This is a genomic window from Pseudooctadecabacter sp. (genome assembly GCF_020627745.1).
Taxonomy (GTDB): Bacteria; Pseudomonadota; Alphaproteobacteria; order Rhodobacterales; family Rhodobacteraceae; genus Octadecabacter.
Genome location: NZ_JAHDGE010000034.1, coordinates 1 through 13,776, shown reverse-complemented (window position 1 = coordinate 13,776; position 13,776 = coordinate 1). Strand labels below are relative to the sequence as shown.

Genomic DNA, 13,776 nt, shown 5'->3' with positions numbered 1-13,776 from the left:
GATCCGCGCTGGGCGGACCTTCAACCGCTTGCGGATCGGGCCTGTTCTGCGGCGTTGGAGGGGGCGGGGCTCGACCCGTCGGGGTTCGAGATCAGCGTGCTGGCCTGTGATGATACCCGCATCGCCGCGCTCAATGAAGATTTCCGCCAAAAGGGCCAGCCGACCAATGTGTTGTCGTGGCCCAGCGACGAACGCGGGGCCATGGTGGACGGCGCGCGGCCCGCCCCCCCACAGCTGCCCATGGATGCGGAATTGGGGGATATCGCCATTTCCTATGACACCTGCGCGGCGGAGGCCGCTGCGGCGGGCAAACCGTTTGACCATCACGTGACCCATCTGTTGGTCCATGGCACCCTGCATTTGTTGGGGTTTGACCACATCCGCGACGGCGATGCGACCCTGATGGAAGGGTTGGAGACAGAAATTCTTGGCAAACTGGACATCCCTGACCCATATTTGTAATCAGCGATACCTAGGGCCAGCCTGATGGCGGCCCCTTTTGGATTTGGAGAAAATGGGCGACACCACAGACGGATCTTCTAGTGCGGCGCAGAGCGCGCAACCCGAGGACACCCCCGAACCCCGCAATGTGGGCTTTTTTGGCCGCATCGTCGAAGCCTTGAGCCCGACAGACACCCCCGACGACATCACGCCCGTGGCCGGGTTTGAGCCGGCAGAGGCACGGGGCATGATGAACCTGCGCCGCAAGCGGGTCGAGGACGTGATGATCCCCAAGGCGGAAATCACCGCCGTGCCCGTCACCATCAGCCGTGATGATCTGGTGCAGGTCTTCCGCGACAGCGGGTTGACGCGTTTGCCGGTGTTCGAGGGCACGCTGGACACGCCGATCGGGTTTGTGAACCTCAAGGATTTTGCCTTGATGTACGGGTTCAACGGCAAATCGAAGACGTTTGATCTGCGCGATCTGTCACGCGAATTGCTGTTTGTGCCGCCCTCGATGCCGTTGGGGGTCTTGCTGCAAAAGATGCAGAATGACCGCATCCACATGGCGCTGGTCATTGACGAATATGGCGGCACCGACGGCCTTTTGACGATTGAGGACCTGTTGGAACAGGTGGTGGGCGACATCGAGGACGAACATGACGCGGATGAGGCGGCGATGTTCAGCCTTGAAAAGCCCGGCATCTATCTGGCTGAGGCGCGCACTCCGCTGGACGAGTTCGAGGCCGAGATTGGCATGCCCCTGACCGACCACGAAGAAATTGACGAGGAAGAAATCGACAGTCTGGGCGGTCTGGTCTTCATGCTGGCAGGTCACGTGCCCGCCCGTGGCGAATTGATCCGCCACCCCGACGGGCCGGAGTTCGAGGTCATCGAGGCCGATCCCCGCCGGATCAAACGGCTTCGCGTGCGTCTTGACGCCCCTGCCAACAGCTAGGCCCATGCGCCATCCTTCCAGACTTGGGCCCTGGCTTGAGGGCCGTTCCCGCGTCTTGCGATGGGGCGCGCCGCTGTTGTTCGGGGCGCTCATGGCACTGGGCCATGAGCCATTCGTGGCGGGTTGGCCGGTTTTGGTGGCCCTTGTTGTGTTCGCTTTGGCACTGCCCCGTTCACGCCGAGGTGCGGCGCTTGCGGGCTGGCTGTTCGGGCTGGGTTATTTCGCCGTGACCCTGCGCTGGATCGTCGAGCCGTTCTTGGTGGATGTGGCGCGGCACGGCTGGATGGCGCCCTTTGCGATTTTCCTGATGGCGGGCGGGCTGGCGCTGTTCTGGGCATTGGCGGCGTGGGGCGCGCGGGCCTTGGCGGGGCCGCGACCGGTGGCGGTTTTGTGGCTGGCGGTGCTGATGGCCTTGGCCGAGCTGGCACGGGGCCATCTGTTCACGGGCTTTCCTTGGGGGCTGCCGTCTTATGCGCTGATCGGATCGGTTTGGGATGTGTGGTTCGCTTGGGTCGGGCCTTATGGGCTGACCTTTCTGGTGGCCGCCGTGGCCTGTGTGACCGCCTATTGTCTGATACGGGGATGGACGTTGATCTGGCCTGCTTTGGTGGGGGTCTTGTTTGCGACCCTGGGGGTGGGTGCAGTGACACCTGTCGCGCCTGAACCTGCCGATCGGGTTGTGCGGGTCATCCAGCCGAATGCGCCCCAACATCTGAAATGGGACCGCGACTGGATGGGGGTGTTTTACAACCGCGCCCTTGATCTGACGCAGGCGGGTGAGGCCGCCGATGTGGTGATCTGGCCCGAAACCTCTGTTCCCGCGCTGGTCGACACGGCAGGTCCGCTGTTTGCGCAGATGGCCGAAGCCGCGCGGGGGGCACCTGTGGTCGCGGGGATCCAGCGCGCATCGCAGGGGGCGTATTTCAATTCGGCTGTGGTGTTGGACGGGCCGACAACCGTCGCCGACATCTATGACAAGGCGCATCTGGTGCCGTTCGGGGAATATATCCCCTTCGCGGCCCTGTTGCGGCCCTTGGGGCTGGGGGTGCTGGTCGATCAGGTGGCCGGGTTCACACCCGGTGCGGGGCAGGGATTGCTGGATGTGGACGGGCTGGGCCGTGTCCGTGTTCTGATCTGCTATGAGGGGATTTTTCCCGAAGAAATCACCACGGGCACCGACCGGCCCGATGTGCTGCTGATCCTGACCAATGATGCGTGGTTCGGGCAGGGCGCGGGGCCGCGCCAGCATCTGGTGCAGGCCCGTGCGCGGGCGATTGAACAGGGCGTGCCGGTGATCCGGTCGGCCAACACCGGCATCTCGGCGGTGATTGACGCGCGCGGCGACATTGTGGCGCGGCTGGACCTGAACGAGGCAGGCTATCTGGACGCCGCCGTGCCACGGGCCCTGCCTGAGACGGTCTATGCGCGGATGGGGGACTGGCCCTTGGCAGTGTTGCTTGTCCTCTGCACGTTTGCCGGTGTCGTCGCACGGCGTCGGTTTGCCGTTGACGGCGGGCAGGCAGGCGCGTAGCCGCGATACATCTTATTCCGTCCACAACGGCTTCCTGACGTGGATCGGTAAATTTAACGGAGCACTTCCATGGCACGCAACAATTACACCTTCACTTCGGAATCGGTGTCCGAGGGCCATCCCGATAAGGTCTGCGACCGGATTTCGGACGCCATTCTGGATGCCTTTCTGGCCGAAGACCCGCTGGCCCGTGTGGCCTGTGAAACCTTTGCCACGACCAACCGTGTGGTGATCGGCGGAGAGGTTGGCCTGACCGACCCCGAGACGCTGACGGAATACATGGGCAAGATCGACGGGATCGCCCGTGATTGCATCCGCGACATCGGCTATGAGCAGGACAAGTTTCATTGGAACACCTGCAAGGTCACCAACCTGTTGCACGAACAATCGGCGCATATCGCGCAGGGCGTGACCGGCGAACAAGGCGATGAAGGCGCGGGCGATCAGGGCATCATGTTCGGTTATGCCACCAACGAGACAGAGGCGCTGATGCCGGCGCCGATCCAGTTTTCCCACGCGATTTTGCGGCGCTTGGCTGAGGTCCGCAAGGACGGGACCGAGCCCACGTTGGGGCCGGACGCGAAATCGCAGTTGTCGGTGATTTATGAAAACGGCAAGCCTGTGGGTGTGTCGTCGATTGTGCTGTCCACGCAGCATCTGGACGCGGCCATGACCAGCGCCGATGTGCGCGCGGTGGTGGAGCCGTATATCCGTGAGGTTCTGCCCGAGGGCTGGATTTCCGGCGACACCAAGTGGCACGTGAACCCGACGGGCAAATTCGTGATTGGCGGCCCTGACGGGGACGCGGGCCTGACGGGGCGCAAGATTATCGTCGACACCTATGGCGGTGCCGCCCCCCATGGCGGCGGCGCGTTTTCGGGTAAGGACCCGACCAAGGTCGACCGTTCGGCGGCCTATGCGGCGCGGTATCTGGCCAAGAACATTGTGGCCGCCGGTATGGCCGACCGCTGCACGGTGCAGCTGTCTTATGCCATTGGCGTGGCGGCACCTTTGTCGATCTATGTGGACACCCATGGCACGGGGCAGGTGGCCGATGCGGCTATTGAGGCTGCGATCCCGCAGGTCATGGACCTGACCCCGCGCGGTATTCGCACCGCGCTTGAGATGAATAAACCCATTTATCAGCGCACGGCGGCCTACGGCCACTTTGGCCGCGCGCCGGAGGCGGACGGCGGGTTCTCATGGGAGCGGACCAATCTGGTCGAGGCGTTGAAAAAGTCTGTTTAAGACTTTTGTTTCAATAGCGGGGCGGCGCAGGTGCGCCGCCCCTTTGCGTTTCCCTTGAGGCCGCAGCACGGGGCGGGTAAGGGAAGGCCCATGACACATCCCACCCGACCCCACCGTAATTTCTATGGCCGCCTGAAGGGCAAGCATCTGAAGAAAAGTCAGGAAGGCTATCTGGCCGAGGATCTGGACGCCTTGTCGCCCGGTCCTGTCAGTTGGGACGACAATCCTGACCGGACGCCTTTGGATCTGGATGCGCTTTTTGGCGGTAAGGACGTCTGGCTTGAGGTCGGGTTCGGGGGTGGTGAACATGTGATCCATCAGGCGGCCAGCAATCCGGATGTGGGCATTATCGGGTGTGAGCCATACATCAATGGCGTGGCGATGTTGCTGGGCAAGGTGCGCCGCGCCGATGTCGATAACCTGCGCATTCACCCCGGTGATGTGCGCGATATGTTTGATGTGTTGCCGGAGGCGTCCATTTCCAAAGCATTCCTGCTGTATCCCGATCCATGGCCCAAGGCGCGCCATCACCGGCGCCGCTTTGTCACGCCCGAACATCTGGAGCCTTTGGCGCGGGTGTTGAAGCCGGGGTCGGAGTTTCGGGTGGCGACGGATATTCCCGATTACGTGCGTCAGACGCTGGAAGAAGTGCCGCGTCACGGGTTTGCATGGATGGCGGAGGGGCCTGAGGACTGGCGGACGCCTTGGGAGGACTGGCTGTCCACGCGGTATGAGCAAAAGGCCCTGCGCGAAGGGCGGACGCCCCATTATCTGACGTTCCGGAAGTTGTGATGTCTTCGGGATCGAATGGGCTGCGCCCATCCGACCCGCGCGGCTGCGCCGCGGATTTGCATATTTTTGAACCAAAGAAGCGGGGGGCGTGGACCTTGCCCCATGTGCGGTTTATCAGGTGGGGACGTTGAGAAGGACCAGATTATGTCGAGCCACGGTGACCCTATTCCGATGACCTCCCGCAGGGGCGGACCGCTGCGCGGTGAGGCCCATGTGCCCGGCGACAAGTCGATTTCGCACCGGTCGTTGATCCTTGGCGCGATGGCTGTGGGAGAGACGCGCATCACCGGTTTGCTGGAGGGGCAGGACGTGCTGGACACGGGCCGCGCGATGGAGGCGTTTGGCGCTGAGGTGATCAACCACGGCGGCGGTGAATGGTCGGTGCATGGTGTGGGCGTCGGCGGATTTGCAGAGCCGGATCAGGTGATTGATTGCGGCAATTCGGGCACCGGCGTGCGGCTGATCATGGGGACCATGGCCACGTCCGATATTGCGGTGACGTTCACGGGCGATGCGTCGCTCAATTCGCGGCCCATGGGGCGGGTGACGGACCCCTTGGCCTTGTTCGGCTGTCAGGCCGTGGGGCGCGCGGGCGGGCGGTTGCCCATGACTTTGGTGGGGGCGAAAGCGCCCGTGCCTGTGCGCTATGTGGTGCCGGTGCCGTCGGCACAGGTGAAATCTGCGGTTCTGCTGGCGGGATTGAATGCACCGGGCCAGACGGTCGTGATCGAGAAAGAAGCGACCCGCGACCATACGGAACGGATGTTGGCAGGCTTCGGGGCTGAGCTGACGGTGGAGGACACGGACGAGGGCCGCGTCATCACCTTGACCGGCCAGCCGGAGTTGACGCCGCAGACGATTGTGGTGCCGCGCGATCCAAGCTCGGCCGCGTTTCCGGTGTGCGCAGCACTTTTGTCCGAAGGATCGGACGTTTTGGTGCCCAACATCGGGCTGAACCCCACGCGCGCCGGGCTGTTCTACACGTTGCAAGAGATGGGCGCGGACCTGACGTTTGAGAACATGCGCGAGGAGGGCGGGGAGCCTGTGGCGGACCTGCGGGCGAAGTATTCGCCGGATATGCGCGGCATCGAAGTGCCGCCTGCCCGTGCGGCGTCGATGATTGACGAATATCCGGTGCTGTCGGTCGTGGCGGCCTTTGCCCAAGGGCAGACCGTCATGCGCGGCGTCAAGGAATTGCGCGTGAAGGAAAGCGACCGGATTGACGCCATGGCGCAGGGTTTGCGCGCGGCCGGGGTTGAGGTGGATGAGGGCGAGGATTGGTGGATTGTCACCGGTCGCGGCTTTGGCAACGTGCCGGGTGGGGCCACGGTGGAAAGCCGTCTGGATCACCGGATTGCCATGTCGTTTCTGGTGATGGGGCTGGCGACCGAAAAGCCCATGACCGTGGATGATGGCGGCCCGATTGCCACGTCGTTCCCGATCTTTGAGGGTCTGATGACGGGCTTGGGTGCGGGCATTACGCGGACGAACCGCCCATGATGGGGGCGCGGCGCACAGCGGGGTGGGTGGCTTTGGTGGCCTATCTTGTGTGCGGTGCGCTTTTGTATCTTTCGGTCTTGCCCGGTGCCGATTGGCACTGGCCGCCGGATTTCCGTCTGATGGGATATACCGCTGACAGTATCGCGGGGTTCACCGGCGCGCTGCGGGCCGAAGGATTGGCCAGTTACGGGCAGGTTCTGGCCGTCTGGGACCGGGTCTTTGTGGTGGCCTTTGCGGCGTGGCTGATCCTGACGGGCTGGCGCGGGGGCTGGATGCGCTATGCGGTGGCGTTTCTGGCGGTGCTTTATGCGGGGGTTGATCTGGGTGAGAATGCAGCGATTGCGCGCATGATCGGCACGTCGCAGGACACATGGGTTGAGGTGGCGAGCCATCTGACCATGGCGAAGTTTTCGTCGCTATACCTGTGTGCGTTGGTGTTGCTGGTGCATCTGAGGTGGGCACGATGATCTTTTGTGTGGCGATTGACGGGCCTGCGGCGGCAGGCAAGGGCACGATTTCCAAAGCGGTGGCTGCGTATTTCGGGTTTGCCCATTTGGACACGGGGCTTCTTTATCGTGCGGTGGGCAAGCGCGTGCTGGACGGGCTGGACCCGGTTGCGGCGGCGCGGACGTTGACGGCGCAGGATTTGGAGGCGGGCGATTTGCGGACCTCGGCTGTGGCGCAGGCGGCGAGCAAGGTGGCCGTGATTGCCGAGGTGCGTGCGGCGCTGGTGACGTTTCAGCGCGAGTTTGCGCGCCGTGAGGGGGGCGCGGTTTTGGACGGGCGCGACATCGGGACGGTGATCTGCCCTGATGCGGATGCGAAGTTGTTTGTCACAGCCTCAGCCGAGACACGGGCCGCGCGACGGTTCAAGGAATTGTCGGGCAAGGGCCAGCCGGACACCTATGATCAGGTGCTGGCGGACGTGAAGGCGCGCGATGCGCGCGATGCGGGTCGGGCGGAGGCGCCGATGGTGGCGGCCGAGGATGCGGCCTTGCTGGACACATCGACCCTGTCGATTGAGGAGGCGGTGGCGCAGGCCATCGCCATCGTTGAGAAGTCACGCAGCAGTGCTTTGTGAGTGAGCGGCGTCTGGGGTAGCCTGAGTGCACCTGCCCCAGATTGAGGTTTTCCGTGATGCTGCGCGCCGCCCTTTTGTCCTGTTCCCTGTGTTTTGCCCTACCTGCATTTGCCCAAGAGGGGCCGATGACGGCGCAGCGGATTGCCGAAATTGTGCTGGACATCGACCCTGACGCGCAGCTGGCCCCCGGTGGGATCGAATTGACGTTGGAGGACATTCCCGTGCTGATCGTCATGTCGCCCGGTGCGGACCGGATGCGCGCGATGGTGCCGATTGCCAGTGTTGAGGACGTGTCGGCGGAGGAAATGGCGCGCATGATGCAGGCCAATTTCGACACGGCGCTGGATGCGCGTTACGCCGTGGCGCAGGGACGGGTCTGGGGGGTGTTCATCCACCCGCTTGCCCCGTTGGAGCGTGAGCAGTTCCTGTCCGGTCTGGTGCAGACGGTGAACCTGGCGCGGACCTATGGGACGCTTTATTCCGGCGGGGCCAATGTGTTCAACGGCGGCGATTCCGCCGAGATTTTTCAGGACCTGTTTGAGGACCTCTTGGACCGCGGGCAGGATATCTGATCTGCGTTTGCGGCCTAAAGGTTGGTTCGGTGGTCCGCCAGATGGGGCGGGTCGAGATGGGGGATGGCGTTGAAGGCGGTCAGAAACGTCCCTTCGGGCCGGATGCGGAATTTGTGCAGGGACGAGTTGTAGATGGGCAGCAACATATGCGCCATTTGATCGGTGCTGAGGCCAAGGGCCACGCGCATGACCATGGAAATCACCCCGCCTGATGTCACACAGAGCACCCGTTTGCCGGGTTTGGCGGCCTCGGACAGGGCGGCCATAATGCGGGTTTCGAATGTGGCGAAAGGCTCCCCCCCTTTGATGGTGGCCTGTTCCCATGCGGCGAGGGTTTGCGGCATGTGGGTGGCGAAATCTTCGGGCGTGGAGGGGGGATTGACCCCGTGTTCTGTCAGCATATCGCGGGCGAGGGCGAAATATTCCATTTCGTTCAGGCGCGGATCGGTGATGTCGGGGGTATAGCCCATGCCCTGCGCCGTTTCGCGATGACGGCGCATGGATCCGGCAAGGACCTGATCGAAGGGCGCTTCGTGATCGCGCATCCATGCGCCCAGAAGCTGCGCCTGACGGTGGCCGAGGTCTGACAGCCTGTCGTAGTCTTCTTCGGTTTTCGCACCGGAATTCGCCTGCCCGTGGCGGACCAGATACAGTTCGCCCATGTCTAGCGGTCCTCGTTCATCAGATCGGCCCAAAGGACAGCCGCGCGGTTGGCGATACAGGTCTGGGCGGTGGTGTCGCTGGCGCGGTTGGTGCGGCAGGACGCGGTGTTGCGCGCCTGCAGGTCGCGGATGGTCGGGTCGCCGTCGGCCAGCGCGTCAACGGCGTCGGTCCAGAAGGCGGCATTGAGGGCTGCGATATCGGCGCAATCACGGCCCCGCACGCAGGCCAGCCCCGTGTCGAGGGGCACCACGCCTTCGTCGAACATGATGTCGGCGGCGATGGAAATGCAGTGATCGGGGGAAAGTGGTGTGGCGGCTAAATCGGCCACAGGCGTGGCGTCGCAGCCCACGTCGGTGGCAATGCGCACCGCGATGGCGGGCAGGCCCTGTTCTTCGAAGGGTGCGGGGCAGTCTTGCAGGGGCAGGTCCGTGCAGCGGGCGGCTGCGCGGGCGATGGCGCGGCGCAGAATGTAGGCGGATGTCAACGTCTCGGCGCAGGATTGCGCGAGGTCGGGGGCGGTCGGATCGGTCAGGCAGGTGGCCAGGGTTGCGTCATAGTTGAACAGGCGCGGGTCGAGGGTGTCGCCAGCCGTAGCGGTCAGGGGCATCAGGGCCAGCAGGGCAGTCAGGCAGCGCATGGCGCGCACCATAGAAGCTTACCCGTGGGGTGCAATGGGGCTGGCAATGTTCATGGTGTGTTCGGATTTTGCGTGTTAGCCTTCGGGTCCGACCCCAAGGAGAGCGCCCATGTCCGATCTGAAAATCACCTGTCCCACCTGTTCCAACGAGATTGAGCTGACAGAGCAGTTGGCGGGGCCGCTGTTGGCGGACAACCAGAAGCGCTTTGCCGAGGCGCTGGCGCGGCAGGAGGAAAAGGCCGCCCGAGCGGTGGAAGACGCCAGGCGCGCAGCGTTGGAGGCCGCAAAGGCCGAAGCGGCGCAAGAACAGGCGGCGCTGGCCGAACGGGTCAAGGTGCAGGATGCCAAGCTGCGCGAGGCGCAAGCGGCACAGGCCGCAGCCATGCGGCGCGAACAGGCGCTGGCGGATCGCGAGGCGGAGCTGGACGTGACGGTGCAAAAGATGCTTGCCTCGGAACGGGCGGCCATGGCGGAAAAGCTGGCGAAAGAGGCGCAGGAAAAGGCGTCGTTGAAAGAGGCAGAGCAGGCGCAAAAGATCGACGCGCTGACCAAGCGGATCGAGGATTTGCAAAAACGGGCCACCCAAGGGTCGATGCAGACCCAAGGAGAGGCGGCGGAAATGGTGTTGGAAGACACGCTGGCGCAGGCCTTTGCGATGGACGGGTTTACGCCCGTGGGAAAGGGCGTGAACGGGGCCGATGTGCGTCAGGATGTGATGACGCAAACGGGCGTGGCGGGCAGTATTTTGTGGGAAAGCAAGCGCACCAAGAACTGGTCGCCCGCATGGCTGGCCAAGTTGCGCGCCGACCAGCGCGAAGCGGGATGCGAGATAGCGGTCATCACCTCGGCCGCGCTGCCCGAGGGGGTGGAAAGTTTCGGGATCGTCGACGGCATCTGGGTCTGCGCGCCGCGTTATGCGGTGCCTTTGGCCACGTCGTTGCGGCAGGGATTGCTGGATGTGGCGGGGGCCAAATCGCGGGCCATGGGGCAGGAAACCAAGGCGGAGCTTGTTTACGAGTATCTGACCGGCACGCAGTTCAAACAGCGGGTGGATGCCATCGTCGAGAAGTTCGAGGACATGCAGGTGGAGCTTGCCAAGGAGCGCAAGTTCATGGAGCGGTCATGGGCCCTGCGCGCCAAGCAGATTGATCTGGTGATTGCGTCGACGGTGGGGATGCACGGGGATTTGCAGGGGATCGCGGGCCGCGCCATGCCGGAAATCGAAAGCGTGGATGCCCTGTTGCTGGGCGACGATTAGGGCCTGCGGGACGGGACTGTTCGGCCCTTGTCCCAAGGCCCAAATGCGCCCGCCCACCGACCCTTGCGGTTGTTTTATGACGCGGGCGGGTTACCTGATTGGTGAATATCAAAGGAGATGCGACATGAAATCCGCGAAAGACTATCTTGATGAAGCCAACGCTGTGGTGCCCAAACTGGACGCGGAGGCGGCGATCGCCAAATACAACGCGGGGGGTGGGACGTTCATCGACGTGCGCGACAGCGGCGATATCGCCAAAAGCGGGACGATCAAAGGCGCGCACCGCATCCCGCGCGGGATGATCGAGTTCAAGGCCGATCCCGCCATGGAGGCGCTGTACGATCCGACCTTTCAAAAAGATGCGGAGATTTATCTGATCTGCGGCGCGGGTGGCCAGGCGGCGCTGTCCGGCAAGACGCTGATCGACATGGGCTATCAGAACGTCACGAATATCGGTGGCTTTCCGGGCTGGAAAGAAGCGGGTGGGCCGACCGAAGACGGGTGATTTTGCGAGAGATTTGCGGGGCCGTGCATCTTGGAAGGGATGCGCGGCCTTTTTTGTTGGGGTGGGGGCTGAGCACTAGGATTGAGGGCCGCGTATCGCCTTGAATGCGATCATCAGGACCACCATGCAGGCGATCATTCCCGTCACATCGCCAAAGAAAATGCCGACGATCCCGAGGTTCCAGTCACCTGTGCCAAGGGCGATCATCGTCATGTTGACGACCGAGGCGATGCAACCGATCAACATGACATCACGCCAGTTTGCGGGGCCATCGAGGGCCTCTCGCAGGTCGGGGCGCAGTTTCTTGGCGACCCAGAATATGAAGACTGTGGCCACCAGGCCAATCATCGGACCGATCACCGCTTCCCCGAACAATCCCGTCGGTTCCACAAAAATCAACGTGCACAGATACGTTGACGGGTAGAGATACGGGATCGCGCGCCAGCCCAACAACCATGCGGCCAGAACACGCACACCATGGGGCAGGAACACCAAGTTCACATAGGGCGGTATGTCGGCCTTATAGGGTTCATAAAGGGGTGCGAGCACGCCGAGCGCCACAAATGAGGCCAAAAAGTAGGCGATGGACACCACGATGAAGGTCATCGTGACGTGATGAAATCGAGACAGCATAGGGTGTGCAGCCCGCTTACTTTTTCAAAAGTTGATAGGATGCGCGCTGGGTGCCATCGCGGTGTTTGATATATCCGGCGTCAGTGAGGTTTTTGAGTGCTCTGAAAAAGCTGCTGCGCGACACGTCCCGCAGAAGGGCGTGGTTGCGGATCGCCTCGGTTTCGAACTCGTCCCTTTTGTTGACCAGCATTGTCGCGGCGTAAACGATGTTTTTCTGCACGCCGCTGAGATCATCCATGCCGAGATCTTTTTCCATACCCAACAGAAGTTCTTTCAGGCGCGCCATGTCGCTTAGTTTTGCCATTGTCATTCCCCTGTTGAAGACGTGCGTTTCTTACCCGATGCAGTTAGAGCGCAGGTCGGGGTGTCAAGAGATATTAGTACCCTAATTGTACTTAAGATAGGCTGAAACCGATATAAATAAGCTAAAAGAGGAAGTTTTGCCTCATTTTAAGAATGATTAAGTTTCATATTGAAACTTAATTTTGGCTGCGATAGGGACTCCTCATCGGTCGCACTGACCCAATTCTATGAGGATATGAAATGCTGAAAACTTCTATTGCCGCTTTGACCATTGCCGTGATCGGCGGCGTTGCGTCGGCGGGAAACCTGGCTGAACCCGTTATTGTAGAGCCGGTGGCGGTCCCCGTTGTGCCGACGACCATCCCGTTTGACTGGACAGGATTTTATGTGGGCGGTCAGGCTGCCGTCGGGTCGGTTGAGGCAAACGGGATTGATGGCGATGTCGAAGGGTACGGTGTCCATGCCGGGTATTTGCGCGACCTTGGGTCATTCGTCATCGGTGGTGAAATGGAATACGCGCTCAGCACGTATTCGGACAGCGCGAGCACGTCGGAATTGGACGCGGACAGCCTGCGTCTGAAGGCGATTGCGGGCTACGATCTGGGGCAGGTGATGCCCTACGCGACTGTTGGTGTTGGTCAGACCGAGCTGTCGGTTTCGAACGGGAGGGGCCTTGTGGACGCTGACGAGACGCTGTTCGGTCTTGGTGTGGCATATGCCATGACTGATAATCTGCGGCTGAGTGCCGAATATCTGGCGGTTGAGGTCGAGATTGATGCAAGCGCTGGCGGCGGAACGATCGACTCCGAGACCTTTGGTCTGCGGATCTCATACGGTTTTTAAGGCCGGGGCCTGAACGACCGGTCTAGACACGATCAAAGGGCAGCCAGCAGTTGGTTGCCCTTTTTTACATCTGATGTGACCCGAACGGGTCCCCCCCTTGCCTCACGCGGCCAATCCGCCTATACGCGCGCACAGTTGATGGGTCGTCAGAACACACAACGGGCAGGGTCGGAGTTTCCGGCCCTGTTTGGTGTTTGAGGACCCCCCGACATTTTTGAAACCAAGTCCGGCGGGGGCACCCCTTCGCGCAGGCCAACACAGATACCAGGAAACAGACGCCACATGGCTCAGAACGTATCAATGGATGAGTTTGAAGCACTCTTGAACGAAAGCTTCGAAATCGACACGCCGCAAGAAGGCTCCGTCGTAAAAGGTAAAGTCATCGCAGTCGAAAATGGCCAGGCCATCATCGACGTCGGCTACAAGATGGAAGGCCGCGTTGACGTCAAAGAATTCGCAAACCCTGGCGAAGCCCCTGAAATTGCTGTCGGTGACGATGTCGAAGTGTTCCTTCGCTCCTCCGAGAACGCCCGTGGCGAAGCTGTCATCTCCCGCGAGATGGCCCGCCGTGAGGAAGCATGGGATCGCCTTGAGAAAGCATATGCAGACGAAGAGCGCGTCGAAGGCGCAATCTTTGGTCGCGTCAAAGGCGGCTTCACTGTCGATCTGGGCGGCGCTGTTGCGTTCCTGCCCGGCTCCCAAGTGGACGTGCGCCCCGTGCGCGATGCGGGCCCTCTGATGGGTCTCAAGCAGCCGTTCCAGATTCTGAAAATGGACCGTCGTCGTGGCAACATCGTTGTATCCCGTCGTG

Annotated in this window: 17 protein-coding genes and 1 riboswitch; of the genes, 13 read left to right on the top strand and 4 right to left on the bottom strand. The window is 62.0% G+C overall.

All coding sequences use genetic code 11. The features are described 5' to 3' along the window. From ybeY to QZ653_RS12210, 9 genes are all read left to right on the top strand, one after another. Positions 1-462: rRNA maturation RNase YbeY (gene ybeY, locus QZ653_RS12250; protein WP_296420383.1), on the top strand; the 462-nt coding region annotated here is incomplete at its 5' end. A gap of 52 nt (positions 463-514) precedes the next feature. Then, a complete protein-coding gene (locus tag QZ653_RS12245) occupies positions 515-1,399 on the top strand; it encodes a hemolysin family protein (protein ID WP_296420382.1) in 885 nt (294 codons plus the stop codon). A gap of 91 nt (positions 1,400-1,490) precedes the next feature. Continuing rightward, positions 1,491-2,930 carry an apolipoprotein N-acyltransferase gene (gene lnt / locus QZ653_RS12240; protein ID WP_296420381.1) on the top strand — a complete coding sequence of 480 codons (1,440 nt, stop codon included), beginning with the start codon at positions 1,491-1,493 and terminating at the stop codon, positions 2,928-2,930. A 15-nt stretch (positions 2,931-2,945) separates the two neighbouring features. Beyond that, positions 2,946-2,994, top strand: a riboswitch (SAM-SAH riboswitch). 5 nt (positions 2,995-2,999) lie between these two features. Beyond that, positions 3,000-4,178: a methionine adenosyltransferase gene (gene metK, locus QZ653_RS12235; protein WP_296420380.1), complete on the top strand. Its 1,179-nt coding sequence runs from the start codon at positions 3,000-3,002 to the stop codon at positions 4,176-4,178. 90 nt (positions 4,179-4,268) lie between these two features. Then, complete coding sequence (gene trmB / locus QZ653_RS12230; RefSeq protein WP_296420379.1) at positions 4,269-4,970, top strand: tRNA (guanine(46)-N(7))-methyltransferase TrmB; 702 nt, start codon at positions 4,269-4,271, stop codon at positions 4,968-4,970. Between the two features lie 144 nt (positions 4,971-5,114). Beyond that, positions 5,115-6,470, top strand: a complete 1,356-nt coding sequence (aroA, locus tag QZ653_RS12225; protein ID WP_296420378.1) for a 3-phosphoshikimate 1-carboxyvinyltransferase — start codon at positions 5,115-5,117, stop codon at positions 6,468-6,470. Next, the gene (locus tag QZ653_RS12220) at positions 6,467-6,937 is read left to right on the top strand and encodes a hypothetical protein (protein WP_296420377.1); all 471 of its coding nucleotides are present in this window, start codon (positions 6,467-6,469) and stop codon (positions 6,935-6,937) included. The genes aroA and QZ653_RS12220 overlap by 4 nt, the downstream gene beginning before the upstream one ends. Next, positions 6,934-7,551: a (d)CMP kinase gene (locus QZ653_RS12215; RefSeq protein ID WP_296420376.1), complete on the top strand. Its 618-nt coding sequence runs from the start codon at positions 6,934-6,936 to the stop codon at positions 7,549-7,551. The genes QZ653_RS12220 and QZ653_RS12215 overlap by 4 nt, the downstream gene beginning before the upstream one ends. A 56-nt stretch (positions 7,552-7,607) precedes the next feature. Further along, entirely contained in the window at positions 7,608-8,123 is a 516-nt protein-coding gene (locus QZ653_RS12210) for a hypothetical protein (RefSeq protein WP_296420375.1), read from the top strand. Positions 8,124-8,137: 14 nt separating this feature from the next. Here QZ653_RS12210 and QZ653_RS12205 read toward each other — a convergent pair whose 3' ends face one another. Further along, complete coding sequence (locus QZ653_RS12205) at positions 8,138-8,785, bottom strand: histidine phosphatase family protein (protein ID WP_296420374.1); 648 nt, start codon at positions 8,783-8,785, stop codon at positions 8,138-8,140. A gap of 2 nt (positions 8,786-8,787) precedes the next feature. Further along, positions 8,788-9,423 (bottom strand): hypothetical protein, encoded by a 636-nt coding sequence (locus QZ653_RS12200; protein ID WP_296420373.1) that lies wholly within the window; start codon positions 9,421-9,423, stop codon positions 8,788-8,790. A 109-nt stretch (positions 9,424-9,532) separates the two neighbouring features. Here QZ653_RS12200 and QZ653_RS12195 point away from each other — a divergent pair, with 109 nt between their 5' ends. Both QZ653_RS12195 and QZ653_RS12190 read left to right on the top strand, forming a co-directional pair. Then, a complete protein-coding gene (locus QZ653_RS12195; protein WP_296420372.1) occupies positions 9,533-10,681 on the top strand; it encodes a DUF2130 domain-containing protein in 1,149 nt (382 codons plus the stop codon). 124 nt (positions 10,682-10,805) lie between these two features. Next, the gene (locus QZ653_RS12190) at positions 10,806-11,186 is read left to right on the top strand and encodes a rhodanese-like domain-containing protein (protein ID WP_296420371.1); all 381 of its coding nucleotides are present in this window, start codon (positions 10,806-10,808) and stop codon (positions 11,184-11,186) included. Between the two features lie 75 nt (positions 11,187-11,261). Here the strand turns inward: QZ653_RS12190 and QZ653_RS12185 are convergent, their stop codons facing one another. Both QZ653_RS12185 and QZ653_RS12180 read right to left on the bottom strand, forming a co-directional pair. Then, the gene (locus QZ653_RS12185; RefSeq protein ID WP_296420370.1) at positions 11,262-11,819 is read right to left on the bottom strand and encodes a hypothetical protein; all 558 of its coding nucleotides are present in this window, start codon (positions 11,817-11,819) and stop codon (positions 11,262-11,264) included. 16 nt (positions 11,820-11,835) lie between these two features. After that, complete coding sequence (locus QZ653_RS12180) at positions 11,836-12,123, bottom strand: MarR family transcriptional regulator (protein ID WP_296420369.1); 288 nt, start codon at positions 12,121-12,123, stop codon at positions 11,836-11,838. A gap of 239 nt (positions 12,124-12,362) precedes the next feature. Here QZ653_RS12180 and QZ653_RS12175 point away from each other — a divergent pair, with 239 nt between their 5' ends. Both QZ653_RS12175 and QZ653_RS12170 read left to right on the top strand, forming a co-directional pair. After that, positions 12,363-12,965, top strand: a complete 603-nt coding sequence (locus tag QZ653_RS12175) for an outer membrane protein (RefSeq protein ID WP_296420368.1) — start codon at positions 12,363-12,365, stop codon at positions 12,963-12,965. A gap of 282 nt (positions 12,966-13,247) precedes the next feature. Continuing rightward, a partial coding sequence (locus tag QZ653_RS12170) for a S1 RNA-binding domain-containing protein (RefSeq protein ID WP_296420367.1) occupies positions 13,248-13,776 on the top strand: 529 nt, incomplete at its 3' end.

What these genes read in the sequence shown, in the direction of transcription:
- QZ653_RS12245 (WP_296420382.1), top strand. Translation starts at nt 515, where the DNA reads ATGGGCGACACCACAGACGGATCTTCTAGTGCGGCGCAGAGCGCGCAA.
- lnt (WP_296420381.1), top strand. Translation starts at nt 1,491, where the DNA reads ATGGCACTGGGCCATGAGCCATTCGTGGCGGGTTGGCCGGTTTTGGTG.
- metK (WP_296420380.1), top strand. Translation starts at nt 3,000, where the DNA reads ATGGCACGCAACAATTACACCTTCACTTCGGAATCGGTGTCCGAGGGC.
- trmB (WP_296420379.1), top strand. Translation starts at nt 4,269, where the DNA reads ATGACACATCCCACCCGACCCCACCGTAATTTCTATGGCCGCCTGAAG.
- aroA (WP_296420378.1), top strand. Translation starts at nt 5,115, where the DNA reads ATGTCGAGCCACGGTGACCCTATTCCGATGACCTCCCGCAGGGGCGGA.
- QZ653_RS12220 (WP_296420377.1), top strand. Translation starts at nt 6,467, where the DNA reads ATGATGGGGGCGCGGCGCACAGCGGGGTGGGTGGCTTTGGTGGCCTAT.
- QZ653_RS12215 (WP_296420376.1), top strand. Translation starts at nt 6,934, where the DNA reads ATGATCTTTTGTGTGGCGATTGACGGGCCTGCGGCGGCAGGCAAGGGC.
- QZ653_RS12210 (WP_296420375.1), top strand. Translation starts at nt 7,608, where the DNA reads ATGCTGCGCGCCGCCCTTTTGTCCTGTTCCCTGTGTTTTGCCCTACCT.
- QZ653_RS12205 (WP_296420374.1), bottom strand. Translation starts at nt 8,785, where the DNA reads ATGGGCGAACTGTATCTGGTCCGCCACGGGCAGGCGAATTCCGGTGCG.
- QZ653_RS12200 (WP_296420373.1), bottom strand. Translation starts at nt 9,423, where the DNA reads ATGCGCTGCCTGACTGCCCTGCTGGCCCTGATGCCCCTGACCGCTACG.
- QZ653_RS12195 (WP_296420372.1), top strand. Translation starts at nt 9,533, where the DNA reads ATGTCCGATCTGAAAATCACCTGTCCCACCTGTTCCAACGAGATTGAG.
- QZ653_RS12190 (WP_296420371.1), top strand. Translation starts at nt 10,806, where the DNA reads ATGAAATCCGCGAAAGACTATCTTGATGAAGCCAACGCTGTGGTGCCC.
- QZ653_RS12185 (WP_296420370.1), bottom strand. Translation starts at nt 11,819, where the DNA reads ATGCTGTCTCGATTTCATCACGTCACGATGACCTTCATCGTGGTGTCC.
- QZ653_RS12180 (WP_296420369.1), bottom strand. Translation starts at nt 12,123, where the DNA reads ATGGCAAAACTAAGCGACATGGCGCGCCTGAAAGAACTTCTGTTGGGT.
- QZ653_RS12175 (WP_296420368.1), top strand. Translation starts at nt 12,363, where the DNA reads ATGCTGAAAACTTCTATTGCCGCTTTGACCATTGCCGTGATCGGCGGC.